The following is a 15,878-nucleotide window of genomic DNA, read 5'->3' on the forward strand; positions in this document are numbered from 1 at the left end:
ACCGCCCATGTCTGCGACTGTCGTCCCCCTCCGCCGGGAGAAGCGGCCCACCATCGTCCCGGAGGCACTGGGGCTGCCCTCCTGCTTCCTGAACGCCGAGTTCTGCAGCGGGGTGGGCCAGTTCCACAGCCCCAACGCCAAGCGCAACCCGCGCCGGCTCGAGACCATTACAGGCGCCGCGATTGTCGCCATGCTGGGGGCTCCCCAGCGCGTAAGCAAGGGCAAAGCCCGTTGGGCTATCTTCTCGCCGCTGCTGTCCCGTGGCGCCGAGGACCAGCGTCGGCAAGGAGAGTTTTTCGCACTGTGGGCAGACCTGGACCGCGACCCGCCAGAGTTGCAGGACGCAGCCGACCACCTCGCTGCCGATTTAGGTGCCACGGTCCTGGCCTATACCAGCGCCAGCGCTACTCAGGATCGACAAAAGGCCCGGCTGCTGGTGCCTTTGGCATCCCCCTGCCCCGGGGACCGTTTCGAGGCGTGCCAACGGATCTTGAGTGCCCGACTCGGGGCCCTGGGGATCACTCCCGACAGGGCCACCGAGCGAGCAAATCAGGTTTGCTATCTCCCGAACGCGGGGACCTTCTACGCCACGGCTGTTGGGGAGGACCCGCTGGCGTTCGGCGGCTTCGACTGGTCAGGGGCTTTTGCCGAGGAGCTGGCCGCCCACGACCGAGCGGAAGCCGAGCGCTTGGAGGACCTGGAGCGCCGGCAGGCGGAGGCACGGGCCAAGCTGGCCGAACGGCAAGCAACCGGGCAGGCTAGCCCCATCGCTGCTTATAACGCCGCCCACCCCTTGCCGCTGGTGCTGGAAGCCTATGGATACCGGCAGCACGGCACCCGCTGGCTGTCGCCGCTGTCCGAGTCAGGCACGCCGGGCGTGACCGTCACCAAGGACGGCACCCGCTGGCATACCGCCCACGACAGCGACCGGGCCGCCGGGCTGCCGGAGTGGGGAGACACCTTCGACCTGCTGACTTTCTGGGATCACGGTGGCGACCGGGATGCCGCCTTGCGGGCCGTCGGCGCCATGATGACCACCGACGATGGCCGCACCCTGACCGAGTTCAATCAGGACCGCTACCGCGACAGCCGGCGCGTTGACGTGCGGGAGGCCTTCGAGGACCTGGGCGACCCGGAGGAAGGGGGCGCCGACGGCGAGCCCCTGGACGACACCGAGAAACCCAAGCGTCAGGCGTTCGGGTTCACCCCGGCCGGGGAACTGGTGGCCGACCTGCGCCCCGTGTCCTGGCTGGTGCGGGGCTATGTCGAGGCCGATTCGCTGGCACTGGTCTACGGCGAGCCCGGCCACGGGAAATCCTTCCTGGCCATCGACCTGGCCGCCAGCATCGCCGCCGGCACGCCCTGGCATGGGGCCGTGACCGGACGGGGGGCCGTATTCTATATCGCCGGGGAAGGCCGCAACGGATTGGCTCGCCGGCTCAAGGCCTGGGAACAAGCCCGGGAGACTAGCCTGGCTGGGTTGCCCCTGTATGTGTCCCACCGGGCCGCCCCCCTGGACGATGCCGCCAGCGCGGTGGAAGTGCTTAAGGCCGTGGATACCCTGGCCAAGCAAGCGGGTCAGGCGCCAGCCCTTATTGTCGTGGACACCTTGGCCCGGTGCTTTGGGGGCGACGAAAACAGCGCCACCGATATGGGGGCCTTCATCGCCCACCTGGACGCCCTGCGGCACCGCTGGCGGGCGACCGTGCTGGTGGTCCACCACAGTGGCAAGGACAGCACCAAGGGCGCCCGGGGTTCGACGGCGCTACGTGGCGCCGTAGATGCCGAGTACAAGGTAACCAAGGACCCGATCGGTACGGTGACTCTGAAGGCCACCAAGATGAAGGACGCCGACACCCCCGAGCAACGGGCCTTCCGGCTGGCACCCGTCGAGCTCCCCTTGGAGGACGATGACGGGGAGCCGGTTTGGTCCTGTGTGCTGGAGCCGACCGAGGTGGCGGCCTGGCCTCCAAAGATGCCGAGGAAGGGAACACACGCCGGCCGGGTGCTGAGTGTGCTGGAGAATCTGGCCAGCTTTCCAGACGATGAAGACGGCGGGGAGAACGATTGCCGGATTCCCGTCGAAACGATCCGCTCGACGCTTGAGGTAGAGGGTGTAGACCGGCGCCGGGTAAAAGAAGCACTGGACGATTTAGCCCGGCGGGGGTTTGTTCAAGTTGAAGATAACGGCGAAACGGTCCGCTTGCGGGGGCCCTTGTGAGTCCCGCTTCACGGGTCGCCCAGCCGCCGGGTTGCCGGGTTCCTATAGGAAACCCGGCAAACCCGGCAGGCGGTGCGGAGGGGCCCTAACCCGGCAAACCCGGCGCAACCCGGCATATTAAATCAATGACTTACGTTATCTTTCCGGCACAACCCGGCAGTAATCCGGCAAAAACCGCCGGGTTTCTAACCCGGCACCCCGCCGCCCCTCAACCCCGCCCCGGCCTTCAAGCACACACAGCCTGGCTAGCTTGAACGGGGTTTTCGGGAAAAACCGGAATTCACTCCGCCCTTGCGTTGCGGGTCCTTCCTGGGCCGAGCATTCACCGCGAGGGGCGCCGAGCGCGGATTTCGAGAATTTGAAATTTTTTCCGTAGTCTACTCCGAGATTTATTTAAGGTTGACAACACAGGCCGTCGAATCCCGAAAACCCCGAGGCTCAGAACCCAACCGCCGGTTGAATACAGCCACTCGCCGAATTGGGAAAATCCCGGAATTCAACACACTGGGCACTCAACTAACGGTTGATAAGTTCTTTCTTTTACCACCCGTTCCCCTGGCCGCCGGCCTGTGCCATACCTATTGGGGAAGGCGCCGGCTACTGGCGCCGAGATCCAACCGGAGGAGAGAAGATGGCAGCCCCGTATAGCACCGCGTCCCTTTGGAACACCGCTGAAATACTCCACTACCTGAAGAGTTATGTGGACCACTACCAGCGCCGGCACGGACACCGCCCCTACGGGGTGACCTTAGACCGTGCGGCGTGGGAGGCCCTGGGATCGCCGGAGATGGCCGGCGGGGTGAGGGTTGGCCCGAAGACAACCCCGGCAGGCTAGATATGGGGTATATCGGTTAACGGGAAATAGGAGAGGAACATGGGGAAATATACCGCCGCCCTGTTACTCGGGGTACTACTGGCCACGCCGTCAACCTGGGCCGCGGAGCCTTGCTCGACACTATCCGGGCGGGAGGTGATAACACAAGCCGTCCTCAACATGCAGGATTTAAAAACCGAAGGGGTAACAGAACGCGAGATGCTCGAGTTAGTCGCCGAGGATGAGGAACTCCCCCCAGGCCTGAAGGCTGCATTGTATGAAGGCATCGGATATCTCTACTCTCCGGCAGAACACAGTATTTCTCTTATCGTGCAAGCGATGCAGTTTGCTTGTGAGGACGCATCGCGATAACCACTGCCCGATTACCCCTGTGGGGCTGTCAACACACACACACCCTAACCCGCCTGGGCTAACTCGCAGTGTGCCGCGCCAGCACCTCATTGATATTCCCATATGATCTATGGACACGATCTATTATGCCAACTATGCTTGAATAAGCTTATATCATATAGGAATATGATCATGCCCGACCAGCCCCGCCGCCGAGGCAAACAGTGTCGGCCAACCCGGCAGGATGAAGCCAGATATTGGCACCTGCTGCGTGATCTTGCCGACCATGGCGACGCCCACGCCGCCGGGTTGCTGCTGATACTGCGTGAAATTCGAAACCTGAACGAGGGCCGAGTATGAGCACTACATCGACGAACCTGGCCGAGGCAATCACCCAGCGAGCCGCCCGCCGCCAGGAGTTGGAACACCGCTTATCTAGCCTGGACGGGTTGGATACGGGGGAGCGCCTGCAGCAAGCCCAATCCGCTCAGCGGGACGCCCTGGAGAAGCTTTGGCGGTCATTTGCTCCCGAGAGTCGGTGGGGCAACCCGCCGGAGGCCGGAGAGATCCGCGCAGCCGCCGAGAGCCGTACCCCCAGGGGCCCGGACCGGGACGGGATAGACCGTGACGCGTACTTTTCCATGTGTCGGGACCACCTCTGCCAGGCAGACGCTCAGGTTGCGGGGCTGACTGAGGAACTGGAGACGGAAGCCGAGGAACGCTCCGCCCTGGAAGCCGAGCGGAGGGAAATTGAGGGCCAAGGCCACGGCGTACCGGCTACCCGGGAAGGCCTGAGTACCCTGGCCGAAGCGATCGCCGGGCAACGCGCCGAGCTGCGCAAGGTGCGGCAGACCATTGACCGCCTGTCCGAGGATAACGGCGACCCGGGCAGCGGCGAGACTGGCGAGCTGGAAGCCGCACAGTGTCGGGTTGACGAGTTGGCCGCCGCCGCCATGCTGGGGGACGTCGATGAAGCGGAGCAACGGGCCGCGGCCACCGCCCTGGCCAAGGCACGCCAGCGGGCAGCCCCACCCCTGGAGGCCCGAAAGAATAGCGCGGCTGCCCGCCGGGGGCTGGAGAGGAAAGCCGAGGAGCTTTCCGAGGGCGTCGAGCATCTGGAACAGGCGCGCCGGGAGCTCGCGGCCGAGGTCTACGAATCGGAATGGAAGGAAGCTGAACGCCGGTTGGTCGAGCTGCTGGAAGGCGAGGAGTTGGCAGGCATCATGCGCCAGTTCCGGGATTCGAGGGAAGCTTATAGCCGCGCGTATTGCGCTGCCTACGGTGCGGCGCCGACCATCGTGGGGGAAAGTCACCTCAAGGTAGAAGGCCCCCTCCTGACCCACCACAAGCTGCGCTGGCCGCTGCGGGTGTAAGGTGCGACTCCTCCCCCGGTATCGCGGGCCGAGTGCCAGGGGGGACCGGAGCAAAACGCCCGCCGCCGGCACCCCGTTTGGCTCCCTCCACGGGGCGCCAGCACTCAAGGCCCTCCGGGGCCTTGTTTCATTGGGAACCACACCGCCGGGCTAGTTCGCCTCCCCCATCACCGTGCGGGGCTTTCTCCATGGGCGGATGGATGGGCCACCAACCCGCTCAAACGCCTGTGGAGATTAGAAGATGCCGCTTTTCAAACGACGTCATCATGGCACCTCGGAGGTCGTTTCTGGCAACCTCGTTGATCAGGCCGGCGTCGTAGAGGGCTTGGGCATAGCCATGGCCGTAGTGGCAATACCGATCATAGGCCTCCCCGTCCGCGGCGCCCTCCAGCCGGGAGGCGATATCTCTCCACGTCCGAAGCGTCTTCGGGGTGGGCATGTACTCTTCCAGCTCCTCGAGGGTTGCCATGTTGGGGCTCCTATTCTGGGGGCTGACGAGACCGTCCTACAGCCCCATCTTCAGTGGAGGGTGTGACGTCCGGCGGTTGCTCACTCCAGGACGAGTCCGCTGCCAAGGAGACAGGTCGGCCCGGGTCTCAAGGTTTTTGCCACTGCACCGTCCATCCGCAGTCACACCCGAAAATCAGGCAGGGGGGCATGCCCTCGGCCAGGAAGACCTCGCAACTTCGGGTTTCCTTGTTGCGTATGCCACACCGGCTGACTCCCTCGGGTTCGCAGGTGTCTGCCACCAGTACATGCGGCCTCCCCATAGCGATGCTGTTGGCTGCGACTTCACGCATCTGTTCGATTCTCAACAGCTGGTAGGTGGCCCGCATTACATGCGTTCTCAACAGGATCATCATCTGGCGAGGAGTGGGATCGATATCAAGATCGAAGAGGTAGAGCTCAGCCTCAGGCCATCGGAAGGAGTCAGGCCACACCGCAGTCAGCGCTTTGTTAGCCTGCCACTCACCAACGTTGAGTACCTCAGCCATTGTGGCCCGCACCGCATCGCGGGCTTCTGGCGGCCACTCGATGCCCTCTGTGGCCATCTCGAAGCCCTGCCCGTAATAGTCGGCGGGGTGATCGGACGGCCGCCTCTGCGGGTGGGATTTAGTAGCTGTCGGATTGCTACCGTCGAACGCGGCGCGGATCTTGGAGAGGAATCCCATGGACGTGCTCCTCCTATTCGGTTCGATCAGCATGGCACATCCCCTTCGGAGGAGCTGCAACGGGCCTTGAACGGCCCTTTGCAGGGGGAGGGGGAGTAACCCGGGAGCAAAATCGGGGGCGCAAGTTGTGCGGCGCGCCACAGCTTGGAACCCATGCGGAACCCACAGAGGAAGCAACGAAAAACCGCCGCTGGACGATAATCCTAAGCGGCGGTTTTTACGGTATTTTCTGGTCGGAGCGACAGGATTCGAACCTGCGACCTCTGCAACCCCATTGCAGCGCGCTACCAAGCTGCGCCACGCTCCGACTCGTTTCCGGCGCTTCGTGTGCCCCGAGAACGAGGCGTATATTACCCAGCTTGCCGGCAAATGAAAACCCCTGATTTGCGCTTTTTTTCAAAAGCTTGGGGGCAGGACTCAGAAGAGGAAGAAACGCAGTCGACTAAGCAGGGTGTAGTGGGACTCCAGGGCCATCAGCCCCGCCAGGAAGAGCAGTACCCCCGGCGGCAGCAGCACCGTGATGACGATGGCCAGGCGCTCCCAGGCCAGATGCATGAAGACCGCCATGATCAGCCCCGCCTTGAGCAGCATAAAGGCGGTGATCAGGAACCACTTGAGATAGCCCTCCAGGCCGACATAGTCCACCCCGTAGGAGAGCACGCTGAGGACAAACAGCGCCAGCCATACCCAGAGGTAGGCCCGCAGTGGAGGATGCGCGCCCCGTACCGGCTCGTTCATGACGACCTCCCGCTACCAGAGATAGAAGAACGCGAAGATAAACACCCAGACCAGATCGACGAAGTGCCAGTAGAGCCCCAGGGACTCCACCATGGCATAACGGCCCCGCCGTCGGGTCATGAAGCCCGGTCGCCGCTCGGCCAATGAGCCCTGCATCACCTTGATCGTCATGATCACCAGGAACAGCACCCCGAAGGTGACATGGGTACCATGGAAGCCGGTAATCAGGAAGAAGCTGGCGCCGAACTGGGCCGCGCCCCAGGGATTGCCCCAGGGGCGTACCCCCTCCTCGATCAGCTTGGTCCACTCGAAGGCCTGCATGCCCAGGAAGGTCAGCCCCAGCAGGGCCGTCAGCCCCAGCAGACACGCGGTCATCCCGCGCCGCCCCTCGTGGGCGGACTTCACCGCCAGGGCCATGGTGCCGCTGCTGCTGATCAGCACGAAGGTCATGATGGCGATCAGCAGCAGCGGAATCGGCTCGCCCCCCAGGCTCAGGGCGAACACCTCGCTGGCATTGGGCCAGGGGTCGGTGGCGGCGATGCGCAGCGTCATATAGCCCACCAGGAAGCAGGCGAAGATAAAGATGTCGCTGAGGATAAACAGCCAGATCATCGCCTTGTCCCAGGGCATGGCGAAGACACGCCGCTCCGCCGCCCAGTCGGCGACCAGGCCCCGGGCGGCCTCGGCGGTTCGAGACGATGGGGGATGCGGGTCACTCATGATCGCCTCCTCAGGTCATCAGCAGGAGCGCGAAGAGCACGCCCCAGACCACCAGCAGGTAGTGCCAATAGAGGGCACAGAGCTCGACGCCGGCGGTGATATCGCCCCCCCGCCCCAGACGCCGCCAGGCACGCCACCAGGCCACCAGGCCACCAATCAGATGCAGGCCATGCAGCAGGGTCAGCAGGTAGAAGAAGCTGCCGGCGGGACTGGCCTGCAGCGTGGCCCCCGCCGCCGTCAGTTGCCACCAGGCCAGGCCCTGCCCTGTCAGGAAGGCCAGGCTTAGCCCGCCGCCCCAGGCCAGGCCGGTACGCAACGCCGCGGGCTTCTCCGCCCGGGCCGCTCGCCAGGCCCGCTGCAGGGCCAGGCTGGCCGCCACCAGCAGCAGGGTATTCCCCCACAGCAGGCCGGGCATGCTCAAGGGGCGCCAGTCGCTGCCCTGCTCCAGGCGCATCAGGTAGGCACTCACCGTCAGGGCGAATAGCGAGGTGGCCACCGCCAGGATCACCCCCAGGCCGACCCGCGCCGAGGTGGCCCCGGGCGGGGCCTGGCGGTGCGGCGACTGCCCCGCGGCCTGGGCCTCCCAGGGACGCGCCCCCCAGGAGTGCCGGAACAGCCAGCCACCGAACAGCGCCATCAGCAGCGTCACCAGGGCCAGGGAAAGGATCATGACGACGCCTCCCCGCCCTCGGCTCGGGACACCGCCTCCGGCGGCAGGTTCTGGGGCAGGAAGTCCTGGGCCGCCCCAGGCACGCTGTAGTCGTAGGCCCAGCGATAGACCACCGGCAGTTGATCGCCGAAGTTGCCGTGCCGCGGCGGGGTATGGGGCGTCTGCCACTCCAGGGTGGTGGCCCCCCAGGGATTGGAGTCGGCCTTCTCGCCGTGCCGCAGGCTCCAGGCCATATTGAACAGGAACAGCAGCTGGGCCGAGGCCACGACGAGGGCGGCCAGGGTGATCACCAGGTTCATGGTAATCACCGACTCGGAAATAAAGGCGCTCTCGCCATAGGCGTAGTAGCGCCGGGGCACGCCGGCGAAGCCCATGAAGTGCATGGGGAAATAGACCAGGTAGGTGCCCAGGAAGGTCAGCCAGAAGTGCCACTTGGCCATCCCCTGGTGGAACATGCGGCCACTGACCTTGGGATACCAGTGGTAGAGGCCGGCGAAGATCACCAGCACCGGCGCCACCGCCATCACCATATGGAAGTGCCCCACCACGAAGTAGGTGTCCGAGAGGGGCACATCCACGGTGACATTGCCCAGGAAGAGCCCGCTCAGGCCGCCGTTGACGAAGGTGAAGAGAAAGCCGATGGCGAACAGCATGGGCACCGTGAGGCGGATATTGCCCCGCCACAGGGTCAGCACCCAGTTGTAGACCTTGATGGCGGTGGGCACGGCGATGACCAGGGTGGTGGTGGCGAAGAGGAAACCGAAGTAGGGGTTCATGCCGCTGACGAACATATGATGCGCCCAGACCACGAAGCTGAGCACACCGATCAGGATCAGCGCCCAGACCATCATGCGGTAACCGAAGATATTCTTGCGGGCGTGGCAGGCCAGCACGTCGGAGACGATGCCGAAGGCGGGCAGGGCCACGATATAGACCTCGGGATGGCCGAAGAACCAGAACAGGTGCTGATAGAGCAAGGGACTGCCCCCCTCGTGCCCGGTTGGCTCGCCGAGGTTGAGCATCTCCGGCATAAAGAAGCTGGAACCCAGCAAGAGGTCGCAGAGCAGCATCAGCACCGCCACCAGCAGCGCCGGGAAGGCCAGCAAGGCCAGCGCCGTGGCCATGAAGATGCCCCAGACGGTGAGTGGCAGGCGCATCAGGGTCATGCCTCGGGTGCGCGCCTGGAGCACCGTCACCACATAGTTGAGCCCGCCCATGGTGAAGCCGGCGATAAAGACCACCAGCGAGACCAGCATCAGGACGATGCCGCCCCCCGCCCCCGGGGTGCCGGCGCTGATCACCTGGGGCGGGTAAAGGGTCCAGCCCCCGCCGGAGGGCCCGCCGGGCACGAAGAAGCTCGCCACCAGGATCAGCACCGAGGCCAGGTAGAACCAGTAGCTGAGCATATTGAGGAAGGGAAAGGCCATGTCCCGGGCGCCGACCATCAGCGGAATCAGATAGTTGCCGAAGGCACCCAGGAGGAAGGCGGTGAGCAGGTAGACCACCATGATCATGCCATGCATGGTCACGTACTGCAGGTAACTGCTCGGGTCGATCAGCGAGAAGGTGCCGGGGAAGCCCAGTTGCAGGCGAATCAAGATCGACAGCACCAGGGCCACCAGGCCGATGGCGGTGGCGGTGAGGCCATACTGGATGGCGATCACCTTGGCATCCTGGCTCCAGATGTACTTGCCGAGGAAGGTCTTGGGATGGACCAGCTCCATCTCCTCGACGACCGCCGACCCCCGTGACTCCACCATGGCTGACTCCTCCTCCGTCCCGGACCGGAAGCGGGTGATATGCACCACGCCTTCGTCCCCTCGCCGATCTCCCCATGGTTGCCCCATGGGTCACTCTTCCTCAATCACGCCGAGGGTAGTGATATGGGCCACCACATCCTCCACCGCCCGCCGATTGACCAGCATCTGGGCCATGTCCACCATCTGATTGCCGTAGGGGTCGTCGGCATGGCGCCCGCGAATCCCCTCCCTGAAGTGTTCCAACTGGCGGATCAGGTACCAGTCCGGCAGCCCCGCCAGGCGCGGCCCCTGGGTGGCGGGAATGCCCTGTCCCCACTCGCCGTGGCAGTTGGCGCAGGTGCGGTAGAGGCGCGCGCCCCGCCGGGCATTCCCCGACTCGGCGGGGGAGGCTTGAACCGGCTCGAAGCCGGCGATATAGGCCGCCAGGTCGGCGATGGCGGCGCCATCGGCGAGCTGCTGGGCGAAGGGGCGCATCTGCTGGCCCTGGGTATCCTCGGGATGGGTGCCACGGGCACCGCGACGGAACAGCTCGAGCTGACGGCTGAGGTACCAGGGGGCCATCCCCGCCAGGGGCGGCGCCTGGATATTGGCATTGCCCTCGCCATTGGCGCCATGGCAGGCGGCACAGCTGGCATAGTGGGCCTGCCCCGCTGTCGGGTCGGGGTTGGCCCGGGCCAGCCAGTCGGCCTGGGTCGGCTGCTCGGCCAGCCAGGCCTCGAAGACCTCCGGTTCCACCACCTCGACCCAGGCACGCATGGCGAAGTGGGCGATGCCGCACAGCTCGGCACACGCCACCTCGTACTCCCCCGCCTCGGTGGGGGTCAGCCAGAAATAGGAGACCTGGCCAGGCACCAGGTCCATCTTGGCGCGGAAGTTGGCCACCTGGAAGTTGTGCAGCACATCCTTGGAACGCAGCAGCAGCTTGACCGGCTGGCCCATCGGCAACAGCAGCCGCGGCTCCATCACCAGGCGATCGTCTAGCCCGGCGGGATCCTCGGTCATGCCGAAGGGGTTGGTCTCGTCGATCAAACGGGTATCGACCCGCCCCAGCTCGCCATCTTCACCGGGCAGGCGAAAGCTCCAGCGCCACTGCTGGCCCACCACCTCTACCTCGTGGGCCTCCTCCGGTACGCTGACGAAGGCCCCCCAGACCCAGAGGCCAGGCGCCAACAGGGCGGCGATACCGAGGCTGGTGACCAGGGTGAGCCAGCCCTCCAGGCGCTTGTTCTCGGGATCGAAGGCGGCGCGGCGATCGGCCCGATGGCGATAGCGCAGGATGACCCAGGCGAGGAAGAGGTTGACCGCGACGAAGACCGCCCCGGTGACCAGGGCGGTGATATGGATGGTGCTGTCCATGGCGCCCCAGTTGGAGGCCAGCGGCGTCAGATGCCAGGGACTCAGCACATAGAAGAGCACCGACCCCAATGTCAGCAGGATCACGACCCAGGCGATGATCATCGGCCTCTCCTCGGCCCGCCAACCCGCCGGGCCCGGCATCCACACCTCTGTCACTATAGTGAGGGGGCCGAAGGGGCGCCAATAACACTAAATCAGCAGGCCCGGGTAGAAGCCGTCGGATCAACGGCCTAGGGCTATCGCCATTAGTAGCTCGGCGGCCCGGGGCTACCCTGGGGCAAGCCCCTTAGCCACTCCAACGGAGATAGCGCGGATTAGTGACCGCGGCGCTTGGTGCGGGCGGTGGCCTGGGTGAACCATGAAGAGGGGGAGCCTCCGGCCAGGGATAAAAGGCCGGAGGCTCGCCAGACCAACTCAGTGGCCACGGCGCTTGGTACGGGCGGTGGCTTCGGTGAACCATGAAGAGGGGGGCCTCCGGCCAGGGATAAAAGGCCGGAGGCACGCCAGACCAACTCAGTGACCGCGGCGCTTGGTGCGGGCGGTGGCCTGGGCGGACAGGGGGTCATCCGGCCAGGGGTGCTTGGGATAGCGGCCGCGCATCTCCTTGCGCACCTCGAAGTAGCCGTGGCGCCAGAAGCTCGCCAGGTCATGGGTGGTCTGCAGGGGCCGCCGCGCCGGCGACAGCGGCTGCACCAGCACCGCCACCCGCCCCTCCACCAGGCGCGGCGTCTCGGCCAGCCCGAACAGTTCCTGGAGTTTGACCGCCAGCAGCGGTGACTCGCCCCGGTAGTCGAGGCGCACCCGGGAGCCGCTGGGTACCCTCAGGTGCGTCGGCGTCAGGCGCTCCAGGCGCTGGCGATGCTCCCAATCCAGGCCGTCCAGCAGTAACTTGCCCAGCGGCAGGCGATCCACCGCCTCCAGGCTGCGCAGCCCCGCCAGGTGCGGCGCCAGCCAGGTCTCCAGGTCGGCCAGCAGGGCCGGCGTGGACCAGTCGGGCCACTGCTCTTTGGGCAGCTCGCGGCGCAATAGCGCCATCCGCGCCCGGAGCTGCTCACCCTCCTCGTCGAAGGCCAGCTGGCCCCGCTCGCGAAGGGCCGAAAGCAGCGCCGCCTCCGCCGCCTCGGCGGGCAGCTTGGCCAGGGGACGGCGCGCCAGGATCGCCTCGTCCAGGGCCTTGACCTCCTCCCCCACCAGACGCCCGGCCTCGGCGTCCCAGCGGATGCGTGGCCGCCAGGTCTCGATCTCGGGATACCAGGTCGCCAGGCTCGGGCGCTCCACGGCCAGGGCGCTGAAGATCCGCGCCCCCTCCGGCTTGCCGTCCAGGGCCACCGCCACCAGGGTCGCCGCCTGGGCCAGGGGGTGCGTCTCGGGCAGCCAGGCCTGGCTGCCGCCGGCCAGCTTGAAGCGTCCGGGCGCCAGGTTGATGGCGACCCGCTCCGGCCAGGCGAGGGCGGCCAGTTCGCCGAGCGGCGAGAGATCCGCGACCTCGAGGCCCACCCCGGCAATCCGCGCCAAGCGCCTGGCCTCGCGACGCCACTGGGCCTCGCTGCCCTGGGCCCGGGGGCCAGGCAGTCGGCGGAAGGCCTCGGCCAGGTCGTCATGCTCGATGCCCGTCTCCAGGGCGGCGGCCAGCCAACAAGCCAGGGGCTGAGCGTCGATCCCGACGGCGCACACCAGCATCGCCGCCAGGCGCGGATGGCAGGGCCAGCGCTCGGCATCGCGCCCCAGCCCGGTCAGCCGATGCTCGGCGTCGAGCAGGCCCAAGCGCCACAGTCGCGCCCGTCCCGCCGCCAGCGCCGCGGCGGGGGGCGGCGTCACCCAGGCCAGCGCCTCGGCCTCGGTGACGCCCCAGCGCGCCAGCTCGAAGGCCAGGGGGGCCAGGTCGGCCTGCAGCAGCTCCGGCTCGCCATGGGCCGGCAGCGCCTGCTCCGCCGCCCACAGCCGATAGCAGGCCCCGGGGCCCTGACGGGCCGCCCGCCCCCGTCGCTGCTCGGCGCTGGCCCGGTTGACCCGCCGGGTGACCAGTCGGCTCAGGCCGGTACGCGACTGGAATTCCGGCACCCGCTCGAAGCCGGCATCGATGACGATACGCACCCCATCCACGGTGACGCTGGACTCCGCCAGGGCGGTGGAGAGCACCACCCGGCGCCGGCCCTGCGGATCCCGAGCCAGGGCTCGGCGCTGCTCGGCGAGCGGCAGGCGCCCATGCAGTTCGAGCACCGGCGTGTCCAGGTCACCGAGTTCCCGGGCCAGGCGGCGGATCTCCGCCACCCCGGGCAGAAACACCAAAACATCGCCCTCATCGGCGGCCAGGGCCTCGCGGATCACCGCCGCCTGGTGACGTTCGGGCCGCGCGCGGCTGGGCATGGCGCGATACTGGGTGGTGACCGGGTAGGTCCGCCCCGGGCAGCGCAGCACCGGGGTCGCCTCCCCCAGCACCCCGAGCAGGGTGGCCTCGTCCAGGGTCGCCGACATCACCAGCAGGCGCAGCGCCTCGCGTAGCCCCGCCTGGGCGTCCAGGGTCAGGGCCAGGCCCAGGTCGGCCTCCAGGCTGCGCTCGTGGAACTCGTCGAAGATCACCCCGGCCACGCCCTCGAGGCTGGGGTCGGCCTGGAGCATGCGGGTCAATACGCCCTGGGTGACCACCTCCAGGCGGGTCTCGGGGCCGACCCGCGACTCGCCGCGCATGCGGTAGCCCACCGTCTGGCCCACCGACTCGCCCAGGTTGGCGGCCAGTTGCGCCGCCGCCAGCCGCGCCGCCACCCGCCGCGGCTCCAGCAACAGCAGCCGGCCCCCTCGGCACCAGTCGCTTTCGAGCAGCGCCAGAGGCACCCGGGTGGTCTTGCCGGCGCCGGGCTCGGCGATCAACAAGGCCCGGGAATGCGCCTCCAGGGTGGCCTGAATCTCGGGCAATTGGCTATCGATGGGCAGGGAATCGCGCATAAGGCTCTCGGGGTTCGTACGAAGGCCGGGCCGCAAACGACCACGGCCCGACGAGTCGCCGGGCCGTGGGGAAAAACGGGTCGCCGGGTCAGCCGCCCAGTTTACCGAAAATCGCCGCCAGATCGATGCGGTTCTCCTGGGCGCGCAGGTCGAGGAGTTGCTCGAGGCCCGCCAGGTGGTTGTCGATGGCCCGACGGGCGCCGTCGGCGTCGCCGTCGCGCAGGCAGGCCAGCAGGGTGCCGTGGTCCCCTTCCAGGTAACAGGAGGCCAGGCTCGGCTGCTTGTAGAGGGCGATCACGATGGAGGTGCGCAGGATCAGCTCGGAGAGCATCTTGCCGAGGATGCGATTGGGGGAGTGATCGGCCAGGTAGTGGTGAATGGCCAGGGAGTGCTCGATGCGCGCCCCCTCGTCGCCCTCGGCATAGGCGGCCTTCTCGGCCTCCATATGGCCGGCCAGCACCGCGCACTGCTCGGGCTCCAGTTTCCCGGCCAGCAGGGCCACCACCTCGCCCTCCACCAGGCGCCGGGCGGCGAAGATCTCATGGGTTTCGTCGATATCCGGGGCGCAGACCCGCGCCACCTGATTGGGCTGCTGGGTGATCACATGGTAGGAAGCCAGCCGGGTCAGGGCCTTGCGCACCACCGAGCGGCTGACGCCGAAGATCTCGCCCAGGGCCACCTCCGGCAGCCGGGTCCCCGGCGGCAGCCGCTGGCTCAGCACCGCCTGGCGAATCATATCGACGATATGCTGATCGCTGATGCGTCCGCCCGCCTTCACCTCGGCGAGCATGGTCTCCTGCCATTGATTATTCATCGCGTGGCGCCCACTCCGCTCCGTCTTGTTGGTATCCCAGCCGGCCCTTTCCAATGGCGCAGTCGCTGAACATCATTTCCTACCCATAGTGTATACAAAAATGGGCAAGGGGGCACTCAGGGAGCGTCGGCGCCGGCCCGTTTGACCCCGCAGCCCTTGAGGATCACCCGGCAGAGGAAGTCGGTGGCCCGGGCATAGTCGGCGTCGGAGAGGCTCTCCTGGCCGGTGATGCCCAGCACCTGGGCCTCGAAGTCGGCGTAGTGCTGGGTGGAGGACCAAATCAGGAAGATCAGCCACACCGGATCCACCGGGTCCATCAGGCCGCGCTCGGCCCACTGCTCGAAGACCCGGGCCCGGGCCTGCACCCAGTCGCGCAGCTCGCCGTGCAGGTACTCCTGCAGGAAGGGCGCGCCACCGAGGATCTCCGCGGCGAACAGCCGCGAGCCCTGGGGATGGCTACGGCTCAGCGCCATCTTGCTGCGGATAAAGGCCTCCAGCACCTCGGCGGGATCGTCCTCGACGCGGATATCGTCGAGCATGGCGTTCCAGCGCGCCATCATCCGCTCCAGCAGGGTGACATAGAGCCGGCGCTTGCTGCCCACGTAGTAGAGCACGTTCGATTTCGGCAACCCGGCGGCCTCGGCGATGGCCTGGACGCTGGCGCCACGATAGCCGTGGCAGGCGAAGACGCGCTCCGCGGCCTCGAGGATCAGCTGCTCGTTACGGGCGCGGGTCGGCGTCGAATCGACGGAATTCATGGAGGTCATCGGTCACCGCTCGGCTGCAAAGCCACAAGCTTGCCGCAGCCCCGGGCCCGGTGCAACGCCTTAGCCCTCGAACCAGGGCTATCGCCGCTGGAATGGCCAAGGGTTTACAGCGCCCCGCGACGGCCTGTCCCCAGGGTAGCCCCAAGCTTGGACAAGGTGAAATTTCCCCTTGCACTTTG

At 66.7% G+C, this 15,878-nt stretch carries 14 protein-coding genes and 1 tRNA gene; 4 read left to right on the plus strand and 11 right to left on the minus strand.

Features of this window, described 5'->3' with window-relative positions; all coding sequences use genetic code 11:
• The first annotated feature begins 7 nt into the window (after positions 1 to 7).
• From ACQ1W9_RS10405 to ACQ1W9_RS10420, 4 genes are all read left to right on the plus strand, one after another.
• Complete coding sequence (locus ACQ1W9_RS10405; RefSeq protein ID WP_431023310.1) at positions 8 to 2,221, plus strand: AAA family ATPase; 2,214 nt, start codon at positions 8 to 10, stop codon at positions 2,219 to 2,221.
• 874 nt (positions 2,222 to 3,095) lie between these two features.
• Positions 3,096 to 3,407, plus strand: coding sequence for a hypothetical protein (locus ACQ1W9_RS10410; RefSeq protein WP_431023311.1), 312 nt, complete (start codon positions 3,096 to 3,098; stop codon positions 3,405 to 3,407).
• 171 nt (positions 3,408 to 3,578) lie between these two features.
• On the plus strand, positions 3,579 to 3,746 hold the full coding sequence (locus tag ACQ1W9_RS10415; RefSeq protein WP_431023312.1) for a hypothetical protein: 168 nt from the start codon (positions 3,579 to 3,581) through the stop codon (positions 3,744 to 3,746).
• The gene (locus tag ACQ1W9_RS10420) at positions 3,743 to 4,759 is read left to right on the plus strand and encodes a hypothetical protein (protein ID WP_431023313.1); all 1,017 of its coding nucleotides are present in this window, start codon (positions 3,743 to 3,745) and stop codon (positions 4,757 to 4,759) included. The genes ACQ1W9_RS10415 and ACQ1W9_RS10420 overlap by 4 nt, the downstream gene beginning before the upstream one ends.
• 217 nt (positions 4,760 to 4,976) lie before the next feature.
• Here ACQ1W9_RS10420 and ACQ1W9_RS10425 read toward each other — a convergent pair whose 3' ends face one another.
• The 11 genes from ACQ1W9_RS10425 to ACQ1W9_RS10475 form a co-directional block, all read right to left on the minus strand.
• The gene (locus tag ACQ1W9_RS10425; RefSeq protein ID WP_431023314.1) at positions 4,977 to 5,228 is read right to left on the minus strand and encodes a hypothetical protein; all 252 of its coding nucleotides are present in this window, start codon (positions 5,226 to 5,228) and stop codon (positions 4,977 to 4,979) included.
• A 127-nt stretch (positions 5,229 to 5,355) separates the two neighbouring features.
• Positions 5,356 to 5,931 (minus strand): hypothetical protein, encoded by a 576-nt coding sequence (locus ACQ1W9_RS10430; RefSeq protein WP_431023315.1) that lies wholly within the window; start codon positions 5,929 to 5,931, stop codon positions 5,356 to 5,358.
• Between the two features lie 230 nt (positions 5,932 to 6,161).
• Positions 6,162 to 6,238 (minus strand) — tRNA-Pro (locus ACQ1W9_RS10435).
• 110 nt (positions 6,239 to 6,348) lie between these two features.
• Positions 6,349 to 6,669: a cytochrome C oxidase subunit IV family protein gene (locus tag ACQ1W9_RS10440; RefSeq protein WP_346060473.1), complete on the minus strand. Its 321-nt coding sequence runs from the start codon at positions 6,667 to 6,669 to the stop codon at positions 6,349 to 6,351.
• 12 nt (positions 6,670 to 6,681) lie between these two features.
• Positions 6,682 to 7,389, minus strand: coding sequence for a cytochrome c oxidase subunit 3 (locus ACQ1W9_RS10445; protein ID WP_346060474.1), 708 nt, complete (start codon positions 7,387 to 7,389; stop codon positions 6,682 to 6,684).
• A 10-nt stretch (positions 7,390 to 7,399) separates the two neighbouring features.
• Positions 7,400 to 8,059, minus strand: a complete 660-nt coding sequence (locus ACQ1W9_RS10450; RefSeq protein WP_346060475.1) for a cytochrome c oxidase subunit 3 — start codon at positions 8,057 to 8,059, stop codon at positions 7,400 to 7,402.
• Positions 8,056 to 9,819 carry a cytochrome c oxidase subunit I gene (locus ACQ1W9_RS10455; RefSeq protein WP_431023316.1) on the minus strand — a complete coding sequence of 588 codons (1,764 nt, stop codon included), beginning with the start codon at positions 9,817 to 9,819 and terminating at the stop codon, positions 8,056 to 8,058. The genes ACQ1W9_RS10450 and ACQ1W9_RS10455 overlap by 4 nt, the downstream gene beginning before the upstream one ends.
• Before the next feature lie 90 nt (positions 9,820 to 9,909).
• Entirely contained in the window at positions 9,910 to 11,277 is a 1,368-nt protein-coding gene (locus tag ACQ1W9_RS10460) for a c-type cytochrome (RefSeq protein ID WP_431023317.1), read from the minus strand.
• A gap of 411 nt (positions 11,278 to 11,688) precedes the next feature.
• Positions 11,689 to 14,118 carry an ATP-dependent helicase HrpB gene (gene hrpB, locus ACQ1W9_RS10465; protein ID WP_431023318.1) on the minus strand — a complete coding sequence of 810 codons (2,430 nt, stop codon included), beginning with the start codon at positions 14,116 to 14,118 and terminating at the stop codon, positions 11,689 to 11,691.
• A gap of 88 nt (positions 14,119 to 14,206) precedes the next feature.
• Positions 14,207 to 14,932, minus strand: a complete 726-nt coding sequence (locus tag ACQ1W9_RS10470; protein ID WP_431023319.1) for a GntR family transcriptional regulator — start codon at positions 14,930 to 14,932, stop codon at positions 14,207 to 14,209.
• 116 nt (positions 14,933 to 15,048) lie between these two features.
• Positions 15,049 to 15,699, minus strand: a complete 651-nt coding sequence (locus ACQ1W9_RS10475) for a TetR/AcrR family transcriptional regulator (protein WP_431023320.1) — start codon at positions 15,697 to 15,699, stop codon at positions 15,049 to 15,051.
• Positions 15,700 to 15,878 lie beyond the last annotated feature (179 nt).

The sequence above is a fragment of the Halomonas sp. H5 genome (assembly GCF_050613175.1).
In the GTDB taxonomy this organism is placed as follows: Bacteria; Pseudomonadota; Gammaproteobacteria; order Pseudomonadales; family Halomonadaceae; genus Bisbaumannia; species Bisbaumannia salifodinae.